Source organism: Micromonospora sp. CNZ303 (assembly GCF_004345505.1).
Map to the genome: position 1 here is coordinate 268,591 of NZ_SLVT01000006.1, position 17,501 is coordinate 286,091.

Consider the following 17,501-nt stretch of genomic DNA (forward strand, 5'->3'; position numbering starts at 1 on the left):
GCACGCCCCGGACGGCGGCTCGCGGCGGCCCCCGGTGCGCCGGGTAACGTGCTGCGGCATGACCGCCGTGGCGTACTCCCACTGCTCCTTCTGCGGCGCCGCCTATCCGGCGGCGGCCGGCTGGCCGCGGGTCTGCGCGGCCTGCGGTGCGACCGTCTGGCGCAACCCGCTGCCCGTCGCGGTGGCGGTGCTGCCGGTCCGCACGGCCGGCGGCCTCGGGGTGGTGGTCGTCCGCCGCGACATCGAGCCCGCCCGCGGCCAGCTCGCGCTGCCGGGTGGCTTCATCGAGTACGGCGAGGAGTGGCAGGAGGCGCTGGTCCGGGAGTTGTGGGAGGAGACCGGCCTGCGCGCCGACGCCGCCGACGCCCGGCTCCTCGCGGTGCACGGCGCCCCGGTCGGCGGCACGATCATGGTCTTCGGCGAGCTGCCCGAGCGGCCGGCCGAGGCGCTGCCGCCGTCGGCGCCGACCGAGGAGGCCACCGAGTGGCTGGTGCTCACCGAGCCGACGGAGCTGGCCTTCTCCACCCACACCCGGGTGCTCGCCGAGTTCCTCGCCCGGCGCGCGGGTTGAGCCGGACGGCTCAGTCGGCCAGGTACCGGGCGGGCACCGCGTCGGTGAGCCAGACGCCGTTGGCGCTGCGATAGAAGGCGTGCCCGTCGCGGGCCATCGCCGCCGCGTCCACGGTCAGCACCACCAGCTCGCCCGGCCGGCGGGCACCGACCCGTCGGGCGGTCGCCAGGTCCGGCGACAGGTGGACGTGGTGCCGGCCGGCCCGGTGCAGGCCGGTGGACCGGATCGAGTCGAGCGCGACGCGGCTGGTGCCGTGGTAGAGCCGCGCCGGCGGCGGGCTGGGCGCCAACTCCAGGTCGACCGGGATCGAGTGCCCCTGGTTGGCCCGGATCCGCTCGACGCCGTCGGCACCGCGTTCCACGGCGAAGCGCTGCTTGTCGTTGCCGGCCACCACGGCGTCCAGGTCGGCGCGGTCGATCCCGAGCGCGGCGAGCAGGTCGTCGACCGGCACCCAGCCGGCCCGGTCGGGCGCGAGGCCGAACCGGGCGGGCTCGTGCCGCAACGCCAGGGACATCCGCTTGCTGAGCCGCACCATCGCCCGGTGATCCATTGGCGGAGTCTCCCCCGCCGGGCACCGGCGGCGCCATCGGATTCGGCCGGACCCGGCCGCCGCACCGGCGCCGGGCCGGCCAGTCCCGGCCGGCAGCCGATATCCTCGGCCGGGTGAACGCGGCCCGGCAGAACGAGCGCAGGCTGATCGCCTCCAACAAGAAGGCGCGGCACGACTACTCGATCCTGAAGACCTACGAGGCGGGCATCGTGCTGGCCGGCACCGAGGTCAAGTCGCTGCGCGAGGGTCGGGCGTCGCTGGTCGACGCCTTCGCCCAGGAGCGCGACGGCGAGCTGATGCTCTACGGGCTGCACATCGCCGAGTACGGCTTCGGCAGCTGGACCAACCACGCGCCCCGGCGCACCCGCAAGCTGCTGCTGCGCCGCGTCGAGATCGCCCGGATCCTGGAGCGGACCCGCGAGGGCGGCCTGACCCTGGTGCCCCTGTCGATGTACTTCTCGGGTGGCTGGGCGAAGGTCGAGCTGGCCCTGGCCAAGGGCAGGAAGTCGTACGACAAGCGACAGGCGCTCGCCGAGCGCGACGCCGAGCGGGAGATCGCCCGGGAGCTGGGCCGCCACCTCAAGGGCCGCACCGCGCGGCGGGGCTGACCGCCTCCGTCGCCTCCCCCGCCCGCCGGCCGGCCGTCAGCGGGGGCCGGAGGACGGTGGCACGGACGACCCGGCGGGCCCGGGCGACGGCGGCGCGGACGGTTCGGCGGGGCCTCCGGCCGGCACCCGGCCGAGGCAGCGCGGGTCCGCCCGCCCCACCGGTTGCCGGGGGATCATCCAGTCCAGCGCCGTCTCCTCCACGTGCCAGCCGTACACGTCCACGCGGGTGACCGGGATCCGCCCCGGGTCGGGGCAGAGGAGCTGCCCGCGTACCTGGTCGTTGGGCAGGAAGCGCACCTCGCCCCGCCCGTCGAGCACGATCGTCATCCGGTCGGTCACCGTGACCGCCTGGCCGCGTACCACCTCCCGCACCGGGCCCGCCTCCGGCCCGACCTCGACGGCGACCGCGGGCAGCAGCGGCACCCGCAGGAAGACCACCCCCGTCACCAGCGGCACCACCGCCGCCACCGCGTAGGCGAGGCTGTGGGTCAGCGCCGGGGCGACCGGACGCGGCACCGGGCCGGTGAGCACCACGGCTCCCAGCGGGGGCACGACCAGCAGCAGGGCCGTGGCCAGTTCGCCGTCGCCGATCGCGGCCGGCACGGCGGGCGCCAGCCAGGCGTAGCTCGCGGTCGCCGCCACGACCGGCAGCACCAGGGTGGTGACCAGCAGCAGGCGGGGCCGGTCCGGATAGCGGAGCCGGGTCCGCAGCGCCAGCAGCCAGAGGGCGAGCATCATCAGCAGCGGCAGGAACCGCAGCTGCCAGGTGAGCGCCGCCAGCGCGATCGCCGCCACCAGCACCCAACCGGGGGTACGCACGGTGCCGTACGCGAGCAGCGAGCGGTCCGGGTCGAACCGGTCAGGCGCGCTGACCTGGAGCAGCCGGCCGAGGACGGTCAGCACCAGCACCACCAGCGGGAACGCCCACACCAGCGCGATCAGCAGGGCGCTGAGCAGCCCGAGCGGGCTGACGTACTGCACCAGCAGCAGCATCGTGGGCATGTCCTGCCGGCTGAGCCGCCAGAGCCGCAGCACCAGCAGCAGCACCGGGAACGCCGGCAGCAGCGTCAGCAGCCACTGCTGCGCCTGTTGCGCCTGCTTGGTGCCCGGGCGACGGTCGGCGCGCCGGATCGCGGCCGGCTCGGAGACGGCAGGGCCCATCTCTCCCACGGCCACTGCCGCACCTCCACCTTCTCCTCGGGCTCCGGCTGCCGGCCGACCGCCACCTGCTGCAGGTTGCTGTACTGCTGCTCCGAGGCCAGGTAACGGTCGAACGCCGCCTTCCACCGGTAGCCGTCGGGCCCCTCCGCCGACTGTTGCAGGGAGAGGTTGACCAGGTCCCGCATCGCCGGATTGGGGCCGGTGTTCACGCCCCACTTCTCCGCCGCCTCCTCGCCGATGTCCCAGTGCTGCAACTCCTGGCGCCCCCGCAGCTTCACCGCCGGCGGCAGCTCGCCCGGCGGGCGGGGGCCCACGAAGCCGGCCAGGATGGCCGCGTCGGTGGTGACCGCGTCGACATCACCGTCATAGAGCGCCTGGATGCACTCGCTGATCCGGTTGCGGCCGATCGGACTCGCGCCCGCGTCCCGCAGGCGCCGCTCCGAGGTGGACGTGCCCAACGTGCAGACCGTCGCCCGGTCGAGGTCGCGCAGGCTGGCGACCTTGCGGCTGTCGGACGCGCGCGTCACCACCGACTGCTCCGTCTCCAGGTAGGGGAAGGAGAAGACCACGCCCTGCCCCTGGCGCTGTTCGGTGATGCTGTAGGAGGCGACCACCAGGTCGACGGTGACGAAGCTGCCGCCGGCGTCGCGCGCCTGCCGGCGGGCCCGGTCCTCGCTCTCGATCGCCAGCAGCGTCACCTCCGGCGCGTCGAACCCCAGGTCCTCGGCGATCATGTACGCGATCTCGATGTCGAAGCCCTCGAACGCGCCGTTCTCCAGCTTCTGCGCCACGCCCGGCTGGTCGTCCTTGACCCCGATGACCAGCCTGTCCCGGTTGGTCAGCCCCGCCCGCTCGCGCAGCTCGTCCCAGGTGGGCGGGCCGGTCGCCACGATCACCCGCACCGTGGCCGCCACGATCACCACCAGCAGGAGCAGCAGGGCCGCCAGACGCACCTGCCGGGCCCTCGACCGGCGGGCGGTGGCGGCCTCCACGGATTCCGGCGCCGGCGGGTTGCCGCTGTCCTCGTCGTCCTGACCCAACTCGGCCCTCCCGGTCGCCGTCCCCCCGTCCGAGCCCTCCATTGTGGTCCATCCGGCCAGGTCACGACAGCATCCGGACGGCCGGTCGTGTCGCGGCGGCGCCTGCCGCGAACACGAGGAGAGGGGGCCTGACCGGGCCGCATACGCGACGGATTACCCGCTCCCATCCTTGCATCTGCCGGGCGCTAGGCTGGGCGGGTGACGACGTTCCGCATCGGGGAGGCCGCCGAGCTGCTCGGCGTCAGCGCCGACACCGTGCGCCGGTGGGTCGACGCCGGGCGGCTCGCCGCCGGCCGCGACGAGCACGGGCACCGGGTCATCGACGGGGTCGAGCTGGCCGCGTTCGCCCGGGGGCAGGCCGCCGAGCCCGACGACCGGTCGGACGCCTCCTCGGCCCGCAACCGGCTGCGCGGCATCGTGGTCAACGTCGTCAAGGACACCGTGATGGCGCAGGTCGACATCCAGGCCGGGCCGTTCCGGATCGTCTCGCTGATGAGCCGGGAGGCGGTCGACGAGCTGGATCTGCGCGTCGGGTCGCTGGCCGTCGCGGTGATCAAGTCGACCACGGTGGTGGTGGAACGCGCCTCCCCGTCCGGGGCCTCCCGGGGGAGGCAGGGATCGTGAGCGCGGCGGGGCGGGCGCGGACGGTCGCGGCGGTGATCACCGCACTGGTGGCCCTGGCCGGGTGCGGCGCGGGCACCACCGCCGGTGGCGGGTCGACGGACGGCACGGTGACCGTGTTCGCCGCGGCCTCGCTGACCGAGTCGTTCACCCGGATCGGCCGGGACTTCGAGGCGGCCCACCCGGGCACGACCGTGGTCCTCAACTTCGCCGGCAGCGCCGCGCTGGCCGCCCAGATCAACCAGGGCGCCCCGGCCGACGTGTTCGCCTCGGCGGCGACACGCAACATGGCCACCGTCGCCGGGGCCGGCAACGCCGACGGCGACCCGGTGGTCTTCGTCCGCAACCAGCTCGTCCTCGCCGTGCCGAGGGGCAACCCGCGGGGCGTCGCCGGGCTGGCCGACCTGGCCCGGCCGGGCGTGAAGGTCGCGCTCTGCGCGGAGCAGGTGCCCTGCGGGGCGGCGGCGCGGACGGCGCTCGACGCCGCCTCGGTCGCGCTCACCCCGGTCACCCTTGAGCAGGACGTGCGGGGCGCGCTGTCCAAGGTGCGGCTCGGCGAGGTCGACGCGGCCCTCGTCTACCGCACGGACGCCCTGGCCGCCGCGGCCGACGTGACGGCCGTCGAGTTCGGCGAGTCCGCCCGCGCCGTCAACGACTACCCGATCGTCGCGCTGCGCGACGCGCCCAACCCCGACGGCGCGCGCGCCTTCGTCGCGTACGTCCGCGCGGAGCGGGGGCGCGCGGTGCTCACCGAGGCGGGGTTCCAGGCGCCGTGACCCGTACCCACGGCGGGCGCTTGCGCCGGCGGGGCCCCGGGGTGCCCGTGGCGCTGCTGCTGCCGGCCGTGCTGAGCCTGGTCTTCCTCGTCCTGCCGCTGGTCGGACTGGTGGCCCGTACGCCGTGGGCCGACCTGCCGCAGCGGCTCGCCGCGCCGGGCGTGCTCACCGCGCTGCGGCTGTCCCTGCTGACCGCCACGCTGGCCACGCTGCTCTGCCTGCTGCTCGGGGTGCCGCTGGCCTGGCTGCTGGCCCGCGTCGAGTTTCCCGGCCGACGCCTGGTACGCGCCCTCGTCACCGTGCCGCTGGTGCTGCCGCCCGTCGTCGGCGGGGTGGCGCTGCTGCTGGTCTTCGGCCGGCGCGGCCTGCTCGGCGGCTGGCTCGACGCGACCTTCGGGATCACCCTGCCGTTCACCACCGCCGGGGTGGTGCTGGCGGAGGCGTTCGTGGCGATGCCGTTCCTGGTGATCGCCGTGGAGGGGGCGCTGCGCGGCGCCGACGGCCGGTACGAGGAGGCGGCGGCGACCCTCGGCGCCGGCCGCTGGACGACGTTCACCCACGTCACCCTGCCCCTGGTGGCTCCTGGTCTGGCGGCCGGGGCGGTGCTGTGCTGGGCCCGGGCGCTCGGCGAGTTCGGCGCCACCATCACCTTCGCCGGCAACTATCCGGGGCGTACGCAGACCATGCCGCTGGCGGTCTACCTGGCGCTGGAGACGGACGTGCAGGCCGCCGTGGTGCTCAGCCTCGTGCTGCTCACCGTCTCGGTGGCCATCCTCGCCGGGCTGCGCGACCGCTGGATCACCAGCCCGTGAGCGCGCCCCTGCTCGACGCGCGCCTCGTGGTGGAGCGGGACGACTTCCGCCTCGACGTCGCGCTGCGGGTCGCCACCGGCGAGGTGGTCGCGCTGCTCGGCCCCAACGGGGCGGGCAAGACCACCGCGCTGCGCGCGCTCGCCGGCCTGCTCCCGTTGACCGCCGGGCACCTCACCCTCGATGGCGTCGACCTGGACCGGCCGCAGCGCCGCGCCTGGACGCCGACCGAGCGCCGGCCGATCGGCGTGGTCTTCCAGGACTACCTGCTCTTCCCGCACCTGAGCGCGCTGGAGAACGTGGCCTTCGGGCCCCGACGCCACGGCGCGGACCGGCGCGCCGCCCGCCGGACGGCCCACGACTGGCTCGCGCGGGTCGGCCTGGCCGAGCACGCCCACCGGCGGCCCCGGCACCTCTCCGGCGGGCAGGCGCAGCGGGTCGCCCTGGCCCGCGCGCTCGCCGTCGAGCCGGCGCTGCTGCTGCTGGACGAGCCGCTCGCCGCGCTCGACGCGCGCACCCGGCTGGACACCCGGGCCGAGCTGCACCGGCACCTCGCCGCGCACCCGGGGGCCACCCTGCTGGTCACCCACGATCCGCTGGACGCGTTGGTGCTGGCCGACCGGCTCGTGGTCGTCGAGGAGGGCCGGGTGGTGCAGGAGGGGGACGCCGCGACCGTCACGGCGCGGCCGCGCACCGACTACGTGGCCCGGCTCGTCGGGCTGAACCTGCACCGGGGCCACGCCGACGGGCACCGGGTCCGGGTCGCCGACGGGCTGACCCTCACCGTCGCCGACCGGCTCGACGGGGAGGTCTTCGTCGCCTTCCGGCCCTCGGCGGTGGCCCTGCACCCGTCGCGCCCCGAGGGCAGCCCGCGCAACACCTGGGCGGCGACGGTGGCCGGCGTGCAGCGGCACGGCGACGACCTGCGGGTGCAGCTCGACGGGCCGATCGGGGTGTCGGCGGACGTCACGCCGGCCGCCGCCGCGCAGCTGCGACTGGTCCCCGGCCAGCCGGTCTGGGCCGCGGTGAAGGCGGCGCAGACCCACGCGTACCCCGCCGGCTGACGCCCTGCGGCCCCGGGGCCGGCGGCCCGCGCGAGCGCTGCCCGCGGCGGCGTCGGGGCGCGGTCGACGCGGCGCACCGGGTCCCGGCCAGGCAGCCGCGCGCCGCTGAGGCCGGAGGTTGCGCGGAGCCCGGGACGGCGCGGAGCCCGGGACGGCGCGGAGCCCGGGACGGCGCGGAGCCCGGGACGGCGCGGACGCGAGCGGCGCCGGACGCGGCGCGGAGCCGGGCGGGTCAGGCGGCGGGGCCGGCGGCCAGCAGGTCGGCGTGGGCGGCCCGGAGGCGGGCGAGACCGGGGTCACTGCCCGGGGTGACCCGGCGGTCGAGCTCGGCCCAGACCTCGGCGAGGGCGGCGGTGACCGCGCGCAGCTCGGCGGCGTGCCGGTTGGCGCTGCGCCGGTGCGCCTCGTCGAGGCGCCGGGCCCAGCCGGCGGTGACGGCGGCGAGGCGGTCCCCGTCGGCCCGCGCCTGGGCGGCGCTGCGGGCGGCGGCCGCCGGGACGATCGCGGCCACCGGGCGGGGATCGCCGTCGCGGGTGACGACGGTGACGGTGTCGGTCAACTCGGCCAGCGCGACGAGCTGGGTGAGCCGGGTGCGCGCCTCGCGAAGCGGCACCGAGCGGGGCTGGTCGGTGTGCGGGGTGAGAGCGGGGACAGCCATGGATGGATGGTCGCCCCCGGGTACGACATTTCCGCACGCCGACGGTCCAGGATGGACGCGCGGACCGGAAACTGGCGCGAGCCGGGGCCCTCGCGGCGGATACGCTGCCGGCCCGGCGCCGCACCGCGAACCGGCGCGGCGCACCCCGCCACGTGAAGGAGCTGCCGTGTCCCGCCTCGACGTCCGGACGGTCGACCTGCGGAGGATCAACTCGCTGACCAAGTACCCGTCGATCCCCACCTACCACGCCCTGGACCCCGGCAACGGCGGGCTGCTGGCGGAGTGCGTGGCGTTCACCGGGCCGGTCACCCTCACCGAGAAGGTCGACGGGACGAACGCCCGGATCGTCGTGCTGCCCGGCGGCGCGTACCTGATCGGCAGCCGCGAGGAGCTGCTGTACGCGCGCGGCGACCTGATCGGCAACCCGGCGCTGGGCATCGTGGACGCCCTGCGCGACGTGGCCGAGCGGCTGACTGTCGCGGCGGCGGCCGACCGGATCACGGTCTTCTACCTGAAGGTGTACGGCGGCAAGGTCACCGCCGCCTCCAGGCAGTACACGGCCGAACGCCGGGTGGGGCACCGGCTCTTCGACGTGGCAGTGCTGGACGACCCCACGCCGATGCTCGACTGGCCGACACAGCGGATCTCGGCCTGGCGCGACGGCGGCGGCCAGCGCTTCCTCGGCGAGGCGGTCCTCGTCGGGCGGGCCGACGCGTCGGGCCTGGCGACGGTGCCCCGGCTGGCCACCGTCCCCGCCGAGGAACTGCCCCGCGACATCGAGGGCATGCACACGTTCCTGACCGGTCACCTGCCCCGGACCCTGGTGGCCCTGGACGGTCCGGCCGGCCGCTCCGAGGGGCTGGTGCTCCGCGCGGCGGACCGCTCGGTCATCGCCAAGGCGCGGTTCCAGGACTACGAGCGCACCCTGAAGCGTCGCGAGGCCAGGCGCTGACCCGAAGTGTAAGGAAGGGCCCTTCCTTACACGTACGCCTGGACAACTACAGTTAACAATCCTAATAATTGTGCATCCGTCGATCCGACGGCCCTCGTACCCGGGAGGTCCGGATGCGTCGCCCTGCCCGAAACCTGCTGCTGGCCGCCGTCGCGGCCCTCGCCACCGTCACCGCCACCACGCTGACCCTCGCCGCGCCGGCCCAGGCCGCCGGCCCGACCGCCACCTTCGTCAAGACCGCCGACTGGGGCACCGGATGGGAGGGTCGCTACACCGTCACCAACGGCGGCCCGAGCACCATCACCGGCTGGCAGGTGGCCTTCACCCTGCCGACGGGCACCACGCTCGGCTCCTACTGGGACGCCACGGTCAGCAGCGTCGGCCAGCGGCACACCTTCACCAACCGCTCCTGGAACGGCACCGTGGCCCCCGGTGCCTCGGTGTCGTTCGGCTTCCTGGCCACCGGCTCCGGTTCCCCCACCAACTGCACGCTCAACGGCGTGCCCTGCTCGGGCGGCACGCCCACCACCCCGCCGACCACGGCCCCGCCGACGACCGCCCCGCCCACCACGGCGCCGCCGACCACCCCACCGCCCACCACGCCTCCGCCGACCACACCGCCACCGACCACGCCGCCACCGACGGGTGGGCTGCCCCGGCACGCGCTGATCGGTTACCTGCACGCCAGCTTCGCCAACGGCTCGGGCTACCTGCGGATGGCCGACGTGCCCGCCGACTGGGACATCATCAACCTCGCCTTCGGCGAACCCACCACGGTCACCTCGGGCGACATCCGGTTCCAGCTCTGCCCGGCGGCCGAGTGCCCGGGCGTCGAGACCGAGGCCGAGTTCATCGCCGCGATCCGCGCCAAGCAGGCGCAGGGCAAGAAGGTGCTGCTCTCCATCGGCGGGCAGAACGGCCAGGTCCAGCTCACCACGACCGCCGCCCGGGACACCTTCGTCCGGTCGGTGGCGGCCATCATCGACCGGTACGGCCTCAACGGGCTCGACATCGACTTCGAGGGCCACTCGCTCTACCTGAACACCGGGGACACCGACTTCCGCAACCCGACCACGCCGGTGATCGTCAACCTGATCTCCGCGATCCGCACCCTCAAGCAGCGGTACGGGGCGGGCTTCGTCCTCACCATGGCGCCGGAGACGTTCTTCGTCCAGCTCGGCTACCAGTACTACGGTTCGGGCCCGTGGGGCGGGCAGGATCCGCGCGCCGGGTCGTACCTGCCGGTGATCCACGCGCTGCGTAACGACATCACGGTGCTGCACGTGCAGGACTACAACTCGGGGCCGATCATGGGGCTCGACAACCAGTACCACACCATGGGCAGCGCGGACTTCCACGTCGCGATGACCGACATGCTGCTCGCCGGCTTCCCCGTCGCCGGCAACGCCGACCGCGTCTTCCCGCCGCTGCGCGAGGACCAGGTGGCCTTCGGCGCGCCCTCCTCCCCCAGCGCCGGCAACGGCTACCTCGCCCCGGCCGGGGTGCAGGCGGCGCTGACCTGCCTGGTGAAGGGGCAGGGCTGCGGCCCGTACACCCCGCGCAGCGGCACCAACCCCAACTTCCGGGGCCTGATGACCTGGTCGATCAACTGGGACCGGTTCTACGCCTGGGAGTTCCGCCTGAGCCACGGCCCGTTCCTGAAGTCGCTGCCCTGACGCTGGCGCCGCCGTCCGGGCCACCCGGCCCGGGCGGCGGCACGACCGCCGGCCGCCGGCGATTCCCTGCCGCCCGCAATCCGGTTGCGTCGGAGGGCCGGCCCGGTCCACGCTGCCCGGGCGGGCACAGCGGCATCGGGGACGGGGAGGCGGAGTGCGGAGCATCGGTGACCTGGCGCCCGGGACCGACGCGCGGACGGTGGTGCTCGTCGAGGGGCCGAGCGACCGGGTCGCCCTGGAGACCCTCGCCGCACGCCGCAGCCGGGACCTCGACGCCGAGGGCGTCCGGGTGGTGGCCATGGGCGGCGCGACGAACATCGGCCACTTCCTCGACCGACTCGGCCCAGGCGGCCGGGGACTGCGGTTGGCCGGCCTCTACGACGAGGCCGAGGAGGGCTACTTCCGGCGCGGGCTGGAACGCTGCGGCTTCGGCGCCGACCTGTCCCCGGCCGGCATGGCGGCCCTCGGGTTCCACGTCTGCGTGGCCGACCTGGAGGACGAGCTGATCCGGGCGGTCGGCGTCGTCGGGGTGCGGGCGGTGCTCGCCGCCGAGGGCGAGCTGCGCTCGTTCGACCTGTTCCAGCGGCAGCCGGCGCAGCGGGGCCGGGCCGTCGAGGCGCAGCTGCGCCGGTTCCTCGGCACCCGGTCCGGCCGCAAGAGCGCGTACGCGCGGCTGCTCGTGGCGGCGCTGGAGCCGGACCGGGTGCCCCGTTCACTCGACGCGGTGCTCGCCTGCGTCTGACCGGACGCCGCGCCACTCGGGCGCCAGCACCGACCACACCTCGATGTCGACCCGTCCGGACGGGCCGGGGTAGACCTGGCGCAGCGTCCCGTCGAGGCGCATGCCCAGCCGCCGGGCGGTGGCGATGCTGCGGGTGTTGTCCGGCTTGGTGCGCCACTCGACCCGGTGGATGCCGCGCTCCCGCACCGCCCAGTCGACGAGCCGGCCGACCGCCCGGCTGACCAGCCCGTGGCCCTCCCCGGCCGGCTCCAGCCAGCAGCCCGCCTCGCAGACGCCCCTGGCGGCGTCGAACGAGACCAGCATGACCCCGCCCACCAGCTCACCCCGCCGCCAGATGCCCCAGATGCCGCCGGCGTCGCGCGCCCACAGCTCCGCGTAGCGCTGGAGCACGGCCCGGGCACCGGCCAGGTCGTCGACCAGGAACGAGGGCGACACCCAGGGCGCGATGTGCGTACGGGCCCGGTCGAGGTGGGCGAGGAACTCCTCGGCCCGCCAGGGCTCCAGGGGACGCAGTTCCGCGTCCTCGGTCAGGGACAGGGCGAACACGGTGACCTCCGATGGAGACGGTTGAGCGGGCAATGTACCGCTATACGCTCCGGGTATACGCGGTGTGTATAGTCGCCGGCATGTCGATCGGACAGACCTTCCTCGGCCTCCTCGAGGCCACCCCCCGCCACGGCTACGACATCAAACGCCTCTACGACGAGCGCTTCGGGCACGCCCGCCCGCTCGCGTACGGGCAGGTCTACGCCACCCTGTCCCGGCTGCTGCGCGGCGGCCTCGTCGAGGTGGAGGCGGTGGAGCCCGGCGAGGGCCCGGAACGCAAGCGGTACGCGATCACCGAGGCGGGCGTCACCGACGTGGCGCAGTGGCTGACCCGGGCCGAGAAACCCGAGCCGTACCTGCAGAGCACCCTCTACACCAAGGTGGTGCTGGCCCTGCTGACCGGCCGCCCCGCCGCCGACGTGCTCGACGTGCAGCGCGCCGAGCACCTGCGGATGATGCGCGAGCTGACCCGCCGCAAGCGCGACGGCGACCTCGCCGAGCAACTGGTCTGCGACCACGCGCTGTTCCACCTGGAGGCCGACCTGCGCTGGCTGGAGCTGACCGCCGCCCGCCTCGACGAGCTGGCCGCGACGGTGCGGTCGTGAGCGCCCCGCTGCTGCTCGCCGAGGACCTGCACCGCTCGTTCGGCCCGACCCGGGCGCTCGCCGGGGCGAGCATGCGCGTCCACCCGGGCGAGGTGCTGGCCGTGATGGGCTCGTCGGGCTCCGGCAAGTCCACGCTGCTGCACTGCCTCGCCGGCATCACCCGGCCCGACTCCGGCCGGGTCCGCTACGCCGGCCGTGACCTCGCCACCCTGAGCGACGCCGAGCGCAGCGCGCTGCGCCGCGAGGAGTTCGGCTTCGTCTTCCAGTTCGGCCAGCTCGTACCGGAGCTGACCTGCCTGGAGAACGTCGCGCTGCCACTGCGGCTGGGCCGGGTCGGCCGGCGCGAGGCGGAGCGGCGGGCCGCCGAGTGGCTGGACCGCCTGGAGGTCGCCGAGGTGGCCGGCAAGCGGCCCGGCGAGGTCTCCGGCGGGCAGGGGCAGCGGGTGGCGGTCGCCCGGGCACTGGTCACCCGGCCACGGGTGGTCTTCGCCGACGAGCCGACCGGCGCGCTCGACTCACTCAACGGGGAGCGGGTCATGCGGCTGCTCACCGCCGCCGCCCGGGACACCGGCGCGGCCGTGGTGCTGGTGACCCACGAGGCGCGGGTCGCCGCGTACTCCGATCGCGAGGTCGTGGTCCGCGACGGCCGCACCCGGGACCTGGAGGTCGCGGCGTGACGCGGCTGCGCGACCGCGCGGCCGACCTGGTCATGGGCGCCCGGATGGCGTTCACGGGCGGCCGGGACGGCTGGCTGCGGGCGGTGCTCACGGCGGTCGGCGTGGGGGTGGGGGTGGCGATGCTGCTGCTCGCCGCCGCGGTGCCCGGCGCGCTGGACGCCCGGCAGGCGCGCGGCGACGCCCGCGATGACCTGCGGATGGGCGAGAAGATCCCGGCCGCCGCGGACACCCTGCTGATCCGCCAGACCGACACCGAGTTCCGGGGGCAGCCGGTGCGCGGCCGGGTGCTGCGGCCCGAGGGGCCGGCCGCGCCGGCGCCGCCCGGGGTGGCCGCGCTGCCCCGCGCCGGCGAGGTGCTGGTCTCCCCCGCCCTGCGCGACCTGCTCGGCTCCGCCGACGGCGCGCTGTTCGCCCCCCGCCTCGGCGGGGCCACGGTCACCGGCGTCATCGCCGACGAGGGGCTGGCCGGCCCCCACGAGCTGGCCTACTACCTGGGCAGCGGCACCCTCGCCGCCGACGACGCCACCCGGCTGGACGCGTTCGGCGGCGGGCTGCCCGGCGAGGCCTTCGACCCGGTGCTGGTGGTGCTGGTGGTCGTCATCTTCGTGGTCCTGCTGCTGCCCATCGCGGTGTTCCTGGGCGCGGCCGTGCGGTTCGGCGGTGAGCGGCGCGACCGGCGGCTGGCCGCGCTGCGCCTGGTCGGCGCCGACGCCGCGATGGTCCGCCGGATCGCCGCCGGGGAGGCCGCCGCCGGCGCCCTGCTCGGCGTCGCGGCCGGCGGCGTGCTCTTCGCGCTCGGCCGGCAGGTGGTGCCGCTGGTCACCCTCATGGACCTCAGCGTGTACGCCGCCGACGTGCGCCCGCCGCTGCCGCTGGTGGCCGCCGTCGCGCTGGCGGTGCCGGCGCTCGCCGTCGTGGTGACGCTGGTGTCGATGCGCGCCGTGCTGGTCGAGCCGCTCGGGGTGACCCGGCGGGCCACGCCGGTGCGTCGGCGGCTGGTGTGGCGGCTGCTGCTGCCGGCCGCCGGGCTCGGGCTGCTGCTGGCCGGCGCGGCCGGGGTCGCGCCGCTGGGCGGCGAGCGGCAGACCGCGGCCGGCGCCGTGCTCCTGCTGGTCGGCGTGGTCACCCTGCTCCCCTGGCTCACCGACCTGGTCGTACGCCGGCTGCGCGGCGGCCCGGTCGCGTGGCAGCTCGCGGTGCGCCGCCTCCAGCTCGACAGCGCCGCCTCCGCGCGGCTGGTCAACGGCATCGCGGTCGCCGTGGCGGGCACCATCGGGTTGCAGATGCTCTTCGCGGGCGTCGCCGGCCGGTTCACCTTCGACACCGGTCAGGACACCTCCCGGGCCCAGGTGCAGGTGCAGTTCGCCCCGCAGTCGGACGCGGCGGCGGGCCTGGCCCGCCTGGCCGGCGCGCCCGGGGTGACCGCGAGCAACGCCACTCTGGCCACCACGGTCAAGGCCGGCGAAGCCTACGGCACGCTGCGGATCGGCGACTGCGGGACGCTGGCCGAGTTCGCCCGGCTCGACCGGTGCGCCGACGGCGACGTGTTCCTGGTCCCGGACGCGGAGGGCGAGCCGGCCGGTTTCGGTGCGGGCAGCGCGGTCACGGTCGCCGACGGGGTGCCCTGGCGGGTGCCGTCCACCGCCCGGGAGGCGCCGGTGCGCATCGACCCGTCCGGCTACCGGCAGGGCGGGGTGCTGGCCACTCCCGGCGCGGTCGACGCCGCCCGGCTGGGGCCGTTGCGCGCCGAGGCGTACCTGCGGCTCGCGCCCGACCGGCCGGACGCGGTGGAGCACGTCCGCAACGCCGCCGCCGGCGTCGACCCGTACGCCTCGGTGCTCACGCTGACCGAGAACCGCCAGGCCAGCCAGTTCGTCAACGTCCAGCGCGGCCTCTACGTCGGCGCGGTGGTCACCCTGCTGCTGATCGGGGCCAGCATGCTGGTCGGGGTGCTGGAGCAGCTGCGGGAGCGCCGCCGGCTGCTGGCGATGCTGGTCGCGGTGGGCACCCGACGCTCCACGCTGAGCTGGTCGGTGCTGTGGCAGAGCGCCGTGCCGGTGGTGATCGGGCTCGCCCTGGCGGTGGTGTTCGGCCTCGGCCTCGGCGCGGTGCTGCTGCGCATGGTGCAGACGCCGGTGACGGTCGCCTGGCCGGCGCTGGGCATCTCCACCGGCCTCGGGGCGGCCGTGGTGCTGCTGGTCACCGGGCTCAGCCTGCCGGTGCTGTGGCGGCTCACCCGCCCGGACGGCATCCGCACGGAGTAGCGCGGTCTCCACGTACGGCGGATCGACGGCTGGCGGGCGCGGATCGCGGAGATACAGCCCTCACGCAGCGAACGGCCTGGGCTCTTTCACTCCAGCTCCAAGGATCGTCGCAGCATCCCAGGTCAGAGGGATGCGATGGATTTCGAGATCCGACTCCCGCACTGGCAAGAAGTGGCGCAGCGGGACACACGCGTCCGGCGGGCGGAAGGCGCTGCCACCCATGGTGCGGTGGTGGCGCCTTCCGGCTCGTCTCGCTACCTGCGTGAAGCCGACGGGCTGCACATCGCCGACCGCCTGCGTGAGAAGGTAAAGCGCTTCACCAAACTCCTCGCTCGAATCAGATGATCAGAAGTCCGCTCATGCCGATGAGAGTTCGTGGCGGCGGACGCAGATGGCGCTGCGGATCCGGATTTCAGACGGCATTTACCTAGCAGAAATCCGGGCGCTGTGCAGCTCGCGCCGCGTCGGGTCCGGAAATGGTGGAGCCACGTGTGCGGCACCCGGCCAGGAGGCGGGCGACCATCTGCCTCGCGTCGTCCCTGTCGTAGTCCGGCCCGAGGATGCACAGGTTACCGATGCCTCGCAGCAGCGTGTACGCGGTGATTTGCCGGTCGATCTCCCCGGCCTCCTGGCTCGCCGCCAGCAGCGTCTCGCACGCTGGGACGAGCTCGTCGAGTACCAGCGCGTGGAGATTGGCCAGGCTCGGGTCCTCCGAGCCCAAGGCGACGCTGAGACCATGTTTGGTCACCAGAAAGTCCACAAAGGCCGCGACCCACCGATCTAGAGCGTCGACGGCCGGGATCGGCTGCTGCCGCAGCTGCGCGGCCAGAGCCGTGCAGTCGTCGACCTGGTGACGATAAACGGCACTCACCAAATCCGCCCTGGTCGGGAAATGCCGGTAGACCGTTCCGACTCCCACACCTGCACGACCGGCGATGTCGCGGACGGGGGCCTGCACACCCTGCTCGACGAAGGCCGCGGCCGCCGCCGTCAGCACCGCCTCGCGGCTGCGGCGTGCACCTGCCTGGCGCACACCGAGTGTATCGGACAACGCACCCTCCTTGTTCGCGGAACATTGTTCCGCTAGGGTTGCGGAACGACGTTCCGTCAAAGCTAGCAAACCCACGACCAGTCGCGGAGACACTCATGCCCTCTACACCACTCGACCGCCAGCTCGTCTCGGTAAAGCCACTCACCGTGCCCACCACCGGCCGCAGCGTCCCGCTTCAGGTCAAGGTCACAGCGCCCATCGACGGCGACAAGTTGCCCATCATCGTCTTCTCCCACGGCAATGCCTGGTCGATGGACGGCTACGCGCCCCTCGCGGAACGGTGGGCGGCCGCCGGGTTCGTCGTCGTGCAGCCCACCCACCTCGACTCCCGCCGTAACCGCATCGGCTTCGACGACCCCCGCTTCGCCAGCATCTGGCGCGTGCGCATCGCGGACCTGCACGCCATCCTGGACCACCTCGGCGACATCCTCGACCAGGTCAACGGCCTGCCCGCACGCGCGGACCACAATCGCATCGCGATCGTCGGGCACTCCTGGGGCGCGCAGACCACTGGAGCGCTGCTCGGTGCACGCGTCCTCGACGCCGCCGGCACCCCGGATGAGAACTTCTCCCACCCTGCGGTCAAGGCCGGCGCGCTCATTGCCGCGACCGGAACCGGCGACAGCCTGACCCCGTTCGCGGTGGAGCACCTGCCGTTCATGCGCCCGGGTTACTCCACCATGACTATCCCGGCCCTGGTGGTCGCGGGGGGCAAGGACCAGTCCGCCATGTCCACCCGCGGCCCCGACTGGTTCACCGACGCCTACCACCTCAGCCCGGCCCCGAAGCGGCTGCTCAGCATTGCCGACGGCGAGCACACCCTGGGCGGGATCGCCGGAGAGGCCGTGAAGGAGACCACCGACGAGGACCCCGCCCGCATCGCGCTCGTCGCGGACGCCATCTCCGCCTACCTGCTCGACGTCCTCGGTCTGGACGCGGCGCCCTGGCAGGCCTTGGAGAAGCAGGCCACTGACAGTTCCGGCACCTTTACCATCGACACCAAGTAGGTGCTCGGCGGCCGGGCTCGCGCTTGTCGAGCCGGGCCTAGAATCGTAGTGTTCGGGCGCCGTTCGCGTAACCAGCCGTCATCCACGAGCAGACACGCCGCAACAACCGCACGTTTGTAAAAG

The 17,501-nt window shown here is 74.7% G+C and carries 20 protein-coding genes; 14 read left to right on the forward strand and 6 right to left on the reverse strand.

Annotated features, from left to right (window positions below; all coding sequences use genetic code 11):
• Nucleotides 1-58: 58 nt before the first annotated feature.
• On the forward strand, nt 59-571 hold the full coding sequence (locus tag EV374_RS12780; RefSeq protein ID WP_132234878.1) for an NUDIX domain-containing protein: 513 nt from the start codon (nt 59-61) through the stop codon (nt 569-571).
• Nucleotides 572-581: 10 nt separating this feature from the next.
• Here EV374_RS12780 and EV374_RS12785 read toward each other — a convergent pair whose 3' ends face one another.
• On the reverse strand, nt 582-1,121 hold the full coding sequence (locus EV374_RS12785) for an RNA 2'-phosphotransferase (RefSeq protein WP_132234880.1): 540 nt from the start codon (nt 1,119-1,121) through the stop codon (nt 582-584).
• Between the two features lie 113 nt (nt 1,122-1,234).
• On the opposite strand from EV374_RS12785, the gene smpB reads away from it, so the two are divergent.
• Nucleotides 1,235-1,729, forward strand: coding sequence for an SsrA-binding protein SmpB (gene smpB / locus EV374_RS12790; protein ID WP_132234882.1), 495 nt, complete (start codon nt 1,235-1,237; stop codon nt 1,727-1,729).
• A gap of 36 nt (nt 1,730-1,765) precedes the next feature.
• On the opposite strand, the gene EV374_RS12795 is transcribed toward smpB, so the two are convergent.
• Nucleotides 1,766-2,905, reverse strand: a complete 1,140-nt coding sequence (locus tag EV374_RS12795) for a hypothetical protein (RefSeq protein WP_486485729.1) — start codon at nt 2,903-2,905, stop codon at nt 1,766-1,768.
• On the reverse strand, nt 2,797-3,930 hold the full coding sequence (locus tag EV374_RS12800) for a transporter substrate-binding domain-containing protein (RefSeq protein ID WP_486485730.1): 1,134 nt from the start codon (nt 3,928-3,930) through the stop codon (nt 2,797-2,799). The genes EV374_RS12795 and EV374_RS12800 overlap by 109 nt, the downstream gene beginning before the upstream one ends.
• 198 nt (nt 3,931-4,128) lie before the next feature.
• On the opposite strand from EV374_RS12800, the gene EV374_RS12805 reads away from it, so the two are divergent.
• The 4 genes from EV374_RS12805 to EV374_RS12820 are packed head-to-tail and all read left to right on the forward strand — an operon-like array spanning nt 4,129 to nt 7,200.
• Nucleotides 4,129-4,554 (forward strand): TOBE domain-containing protein, encoded by a 426-nt coding sequence (locus EV374_RS12805; RefSeq protein ID WP_132234886.1) that lies wholly within the window; start codon nt 4,129-4,131, stop codon nt 4,552-4,554.
• Nucleotides 4,551-5,327 (forward strand): molybdate ABC transporter substrate-binding protein, encoded by a 777-nt coding sequence (gene modA / locus EV374_RS12810; RefSeq protein WP_132234892.1) that lies wholly within the window; start codon nt 4,551-4,553, stop codon nt 5,325-5,327. Before EV374_RS12805 ends, modA begins: the two co-directional genes overlap by 4 nt.
• A complete protein-coding gene (locus tag EV374_RS12815; RefSeq protein WP_132234894.1) occupies nt 5,324-6,139 on the forward strand; it encodes an ABC transporter permease in 816 nt (271 codons plus the stop codon). Before modA ends, EV374_RS12815 begins: the two co-directional genes overlap by 4 nt.
• Complete coding sequence (locus EV374_RS12820; RefSeq protein WP_132234896.1) at nt 6,136-7,200, forward strand: ABC transporter ATP-binding protein; 1,065 nt, start codon at nt 6,136-6,138, stop codon at nt 7,198-7,200. The genes EV374_RS12815 and EV374_RS12820 overlap by 4 nt, the downstream gene beginning before the upstream one ends.
• A 232-nt stretch (nt 7,201-7,432) precedes the next feature.
• Here EV374_RS12820 and EV374_RS12825 read toward each other — a convergent pair whose 3' ends face one another.
• A complete protein-coding gene (locus tag EV374_RS12825) occupies nt 7,433-7,858 on the reverse strand; it encodes a type II toxin-antitoxin system Phd/YefM family antitoxin (RefSeq protein ID WP_132234898.1) in 426 nt (141 codons plus the stop codon).
• A gap of 166 nt (nt 7,859-8,024) precedes the next feature.
• Here EV374_RS12825 and EV374_RS12830 point away from each other — a divergent pair, with 166 nt between their 5' ends.
• The 3 genes from EV374_RS12830 to EV374_RS12840 all read left to right on the forward strand — a co-directional run bounded on the left by EV374_RS12830 (nt 8,025) and on the right by EV374_RS12840 (nt 11,228).
• Entirely contained in the window at nt 8,025-8,810 is a 786-nt protein-coding gene (locus EV374_RS12830) for an RNA ligase family protein (protein ID WP_207914125.1), read from the forward strand.
• 134 nt (nt 8,811-8,944) lie between these two features.
• Complete coding sequence (locus EV374_RS12835; protein WP_132235071.1) at nt 8,945-10,486, forward strand: cellulose binding domain-containing protein; 1,542 nt, start codon at nt 8,945-8,947, stop codon at nt 10,484-10,486.
• A gap of 154 nt (nt 10,487-10,640) precedes the next feature.
• Complete coding sequence (locus tag EV374_RS12840) at nt 10,641-11,228, forward strand: TOPRIM nucleotidyl transferase/hydrolase domain-containing protein (protein WP_132234902.1); 588 nt, start codon at nt 10,641-10,643, stop codon at nt 11,226-11,228.
• On the opposite strand, the gene EV374_RS12845 is transcribed toward EV374_RS12840, so the two are convergent.
• Complete coding sequence (locus tag EV374_RS12845; protein ID WP_132234905.1) at nt 11,199-11,774, reverse strand: GNAT family N-acetyltransferase; 576 nt, start codon at nt 11,772-11,774, stop codon at nt 11,199-11,201. The two genes, EV374_RS12840 and EV374_RS12845, sit on opposite strands and share 30 nt — an antisense overlap.
• Nucleotides 11,775-11,854: 80 nt before the next feature.
• Between EV374_RS12845 and EV374_RS12850 the strand changes: the two genes are divergently transcribed.
• The 4 genes from EV374_RS12850 (at nt 11,855) to EV374_RS12865 (ending at nt 15,665) form a co-directional block, all read left to right on the forward strand.
• The gene (locus EV374_RS12850; protein WP_132234907.1) at nt 11,855-12,379 is read left to right on the forward strand and encodes a PadR family transcriptional regulator; all 525 of its coding nucleotides are present in this window, start codon (nt 11,855-11,857) and stop codon (nt 12,377-12,379) included.
• Nucleotides 12,376-13,056, forward strand: coding sequence for an ABC transporter ATP-binding protein (locus EV374_RS12855; RefSeq protein ID WP_132234909.1), 681 nt, complete (start codon nt 12,376-12,378; stop codon nt 13,054-13,056). Before EV374_RS12850 ends, EV374_RS12855 begins: the two co-directional genes overlap by 4 nt.
• On the forward strand, nt 13,053-15,320 hold the full coding sequence (locus EV374_RS12860; RefSeq protein ID WP_165947773.1) for an ABC transporter permease: 2,268 nt from the start codon (nt 13,053-13,055) through the stop codon (nt 15,318-15,320). The genes EV374_RS12855 and EV374_RS12860 overlap by 4 nt, the downstream gene beginning before the upstream one ends.
• 135 nt (nt 15,321-15,455) lie before the next feature.
• Nucleotides 15,456-15,665, forward strand: a complete 210-nt coding sequence (locus EV374_RS12865; RefSeq protein WP_132234911.1) for a hypothetical protein — start codon at nt 15,456-15,458, stop codon at nt 15,663-15,665.
• Nucleotides 15,666-15,747: 82 nt separating this feature from the next.
• Here the strand turns inward: EV374_RS12865 and EV374_RS12870 are convergent, their stop codons facing one another.
• Nucleotides 15,748-16,371: a TetR/AcrR family transcriptional regulator gene (locus EV374_RS12870; protein ID WP_132234914.1), complete on the reverse strand. Its 624-nt coding sequence runs from the start codon at nt 16,369-16,371 to the stop codon at nt 15,748-15,750.
• Nucleotides 16,372-16,466: 95 nt separating this feature from the next.
• Here EV374_RS12870 and EV374_RS12875 point away from each other — a divergent pair, with 95 nt between their 5' ends.
• Nucleotides 16,467-17,378 carry an alpha/beta fold hydrolase gene (locus EV374_RS12875; protein WP_132234916.1) on the forward strand — a complete coding sequence of 304 codons (912 nt, stop codon included), beginning with the start codon at nt 16,467-16,469 and terminating at the stop codon, nt 17,376-17,378.
• Nucleotides 17,379-17,501: the final 123 nt, after the last annotated feature.

What these genes read in the sequence shown, in the direction of transcription:
- EV374_RS12780 (WP_132234878.1), top strand. Translation starts at nt 59, where the DNA reads ATGACCGCCGTGGCGTACTCCCACTGCTCCTTCTGCGGCGCCGCCTAT.
- EV374_RS12785 (WP_132234880.1), bottom strand. Translation starts at nt 1,121, where the DNA reads ATGGATCACCGGGCGATGGTGCGGCTCAGCAAGCGGATGTCCCTGGCG.
- EV374_RS12825 (WP_132234898.1), bottom strand. Translation starts at nt 7,858, where the DNA reads ATGGCTGTCCCCGCTCTCACCCCGCACACCGACCAGCCCCGCTCGGTG.
- EV374_RS12850 (WP_132234907.1), top strand. Translation starts at nt 11,855, where the DNA reads ATGTCGATCGGACAGACCTTCCTCGGCCTCCTCGAGGCCACCCCCCGC.
- EV374_RS12865 (WP_132234911.1), top strand. Translation starts at nt 15,456, where the DNA reads ATGGATTTCGAGATCCGACTCCCGCACTGGCAAGAAGTGGCGCAGCGG.
- EV374_RS12875 (WP_132234916.1), top strand. Translation starts at nt 16,467, where the DNA reads ATGCCCTCTACACCACTCGACCGCCAGCTCGTCTCGGTAAAGCCACTC.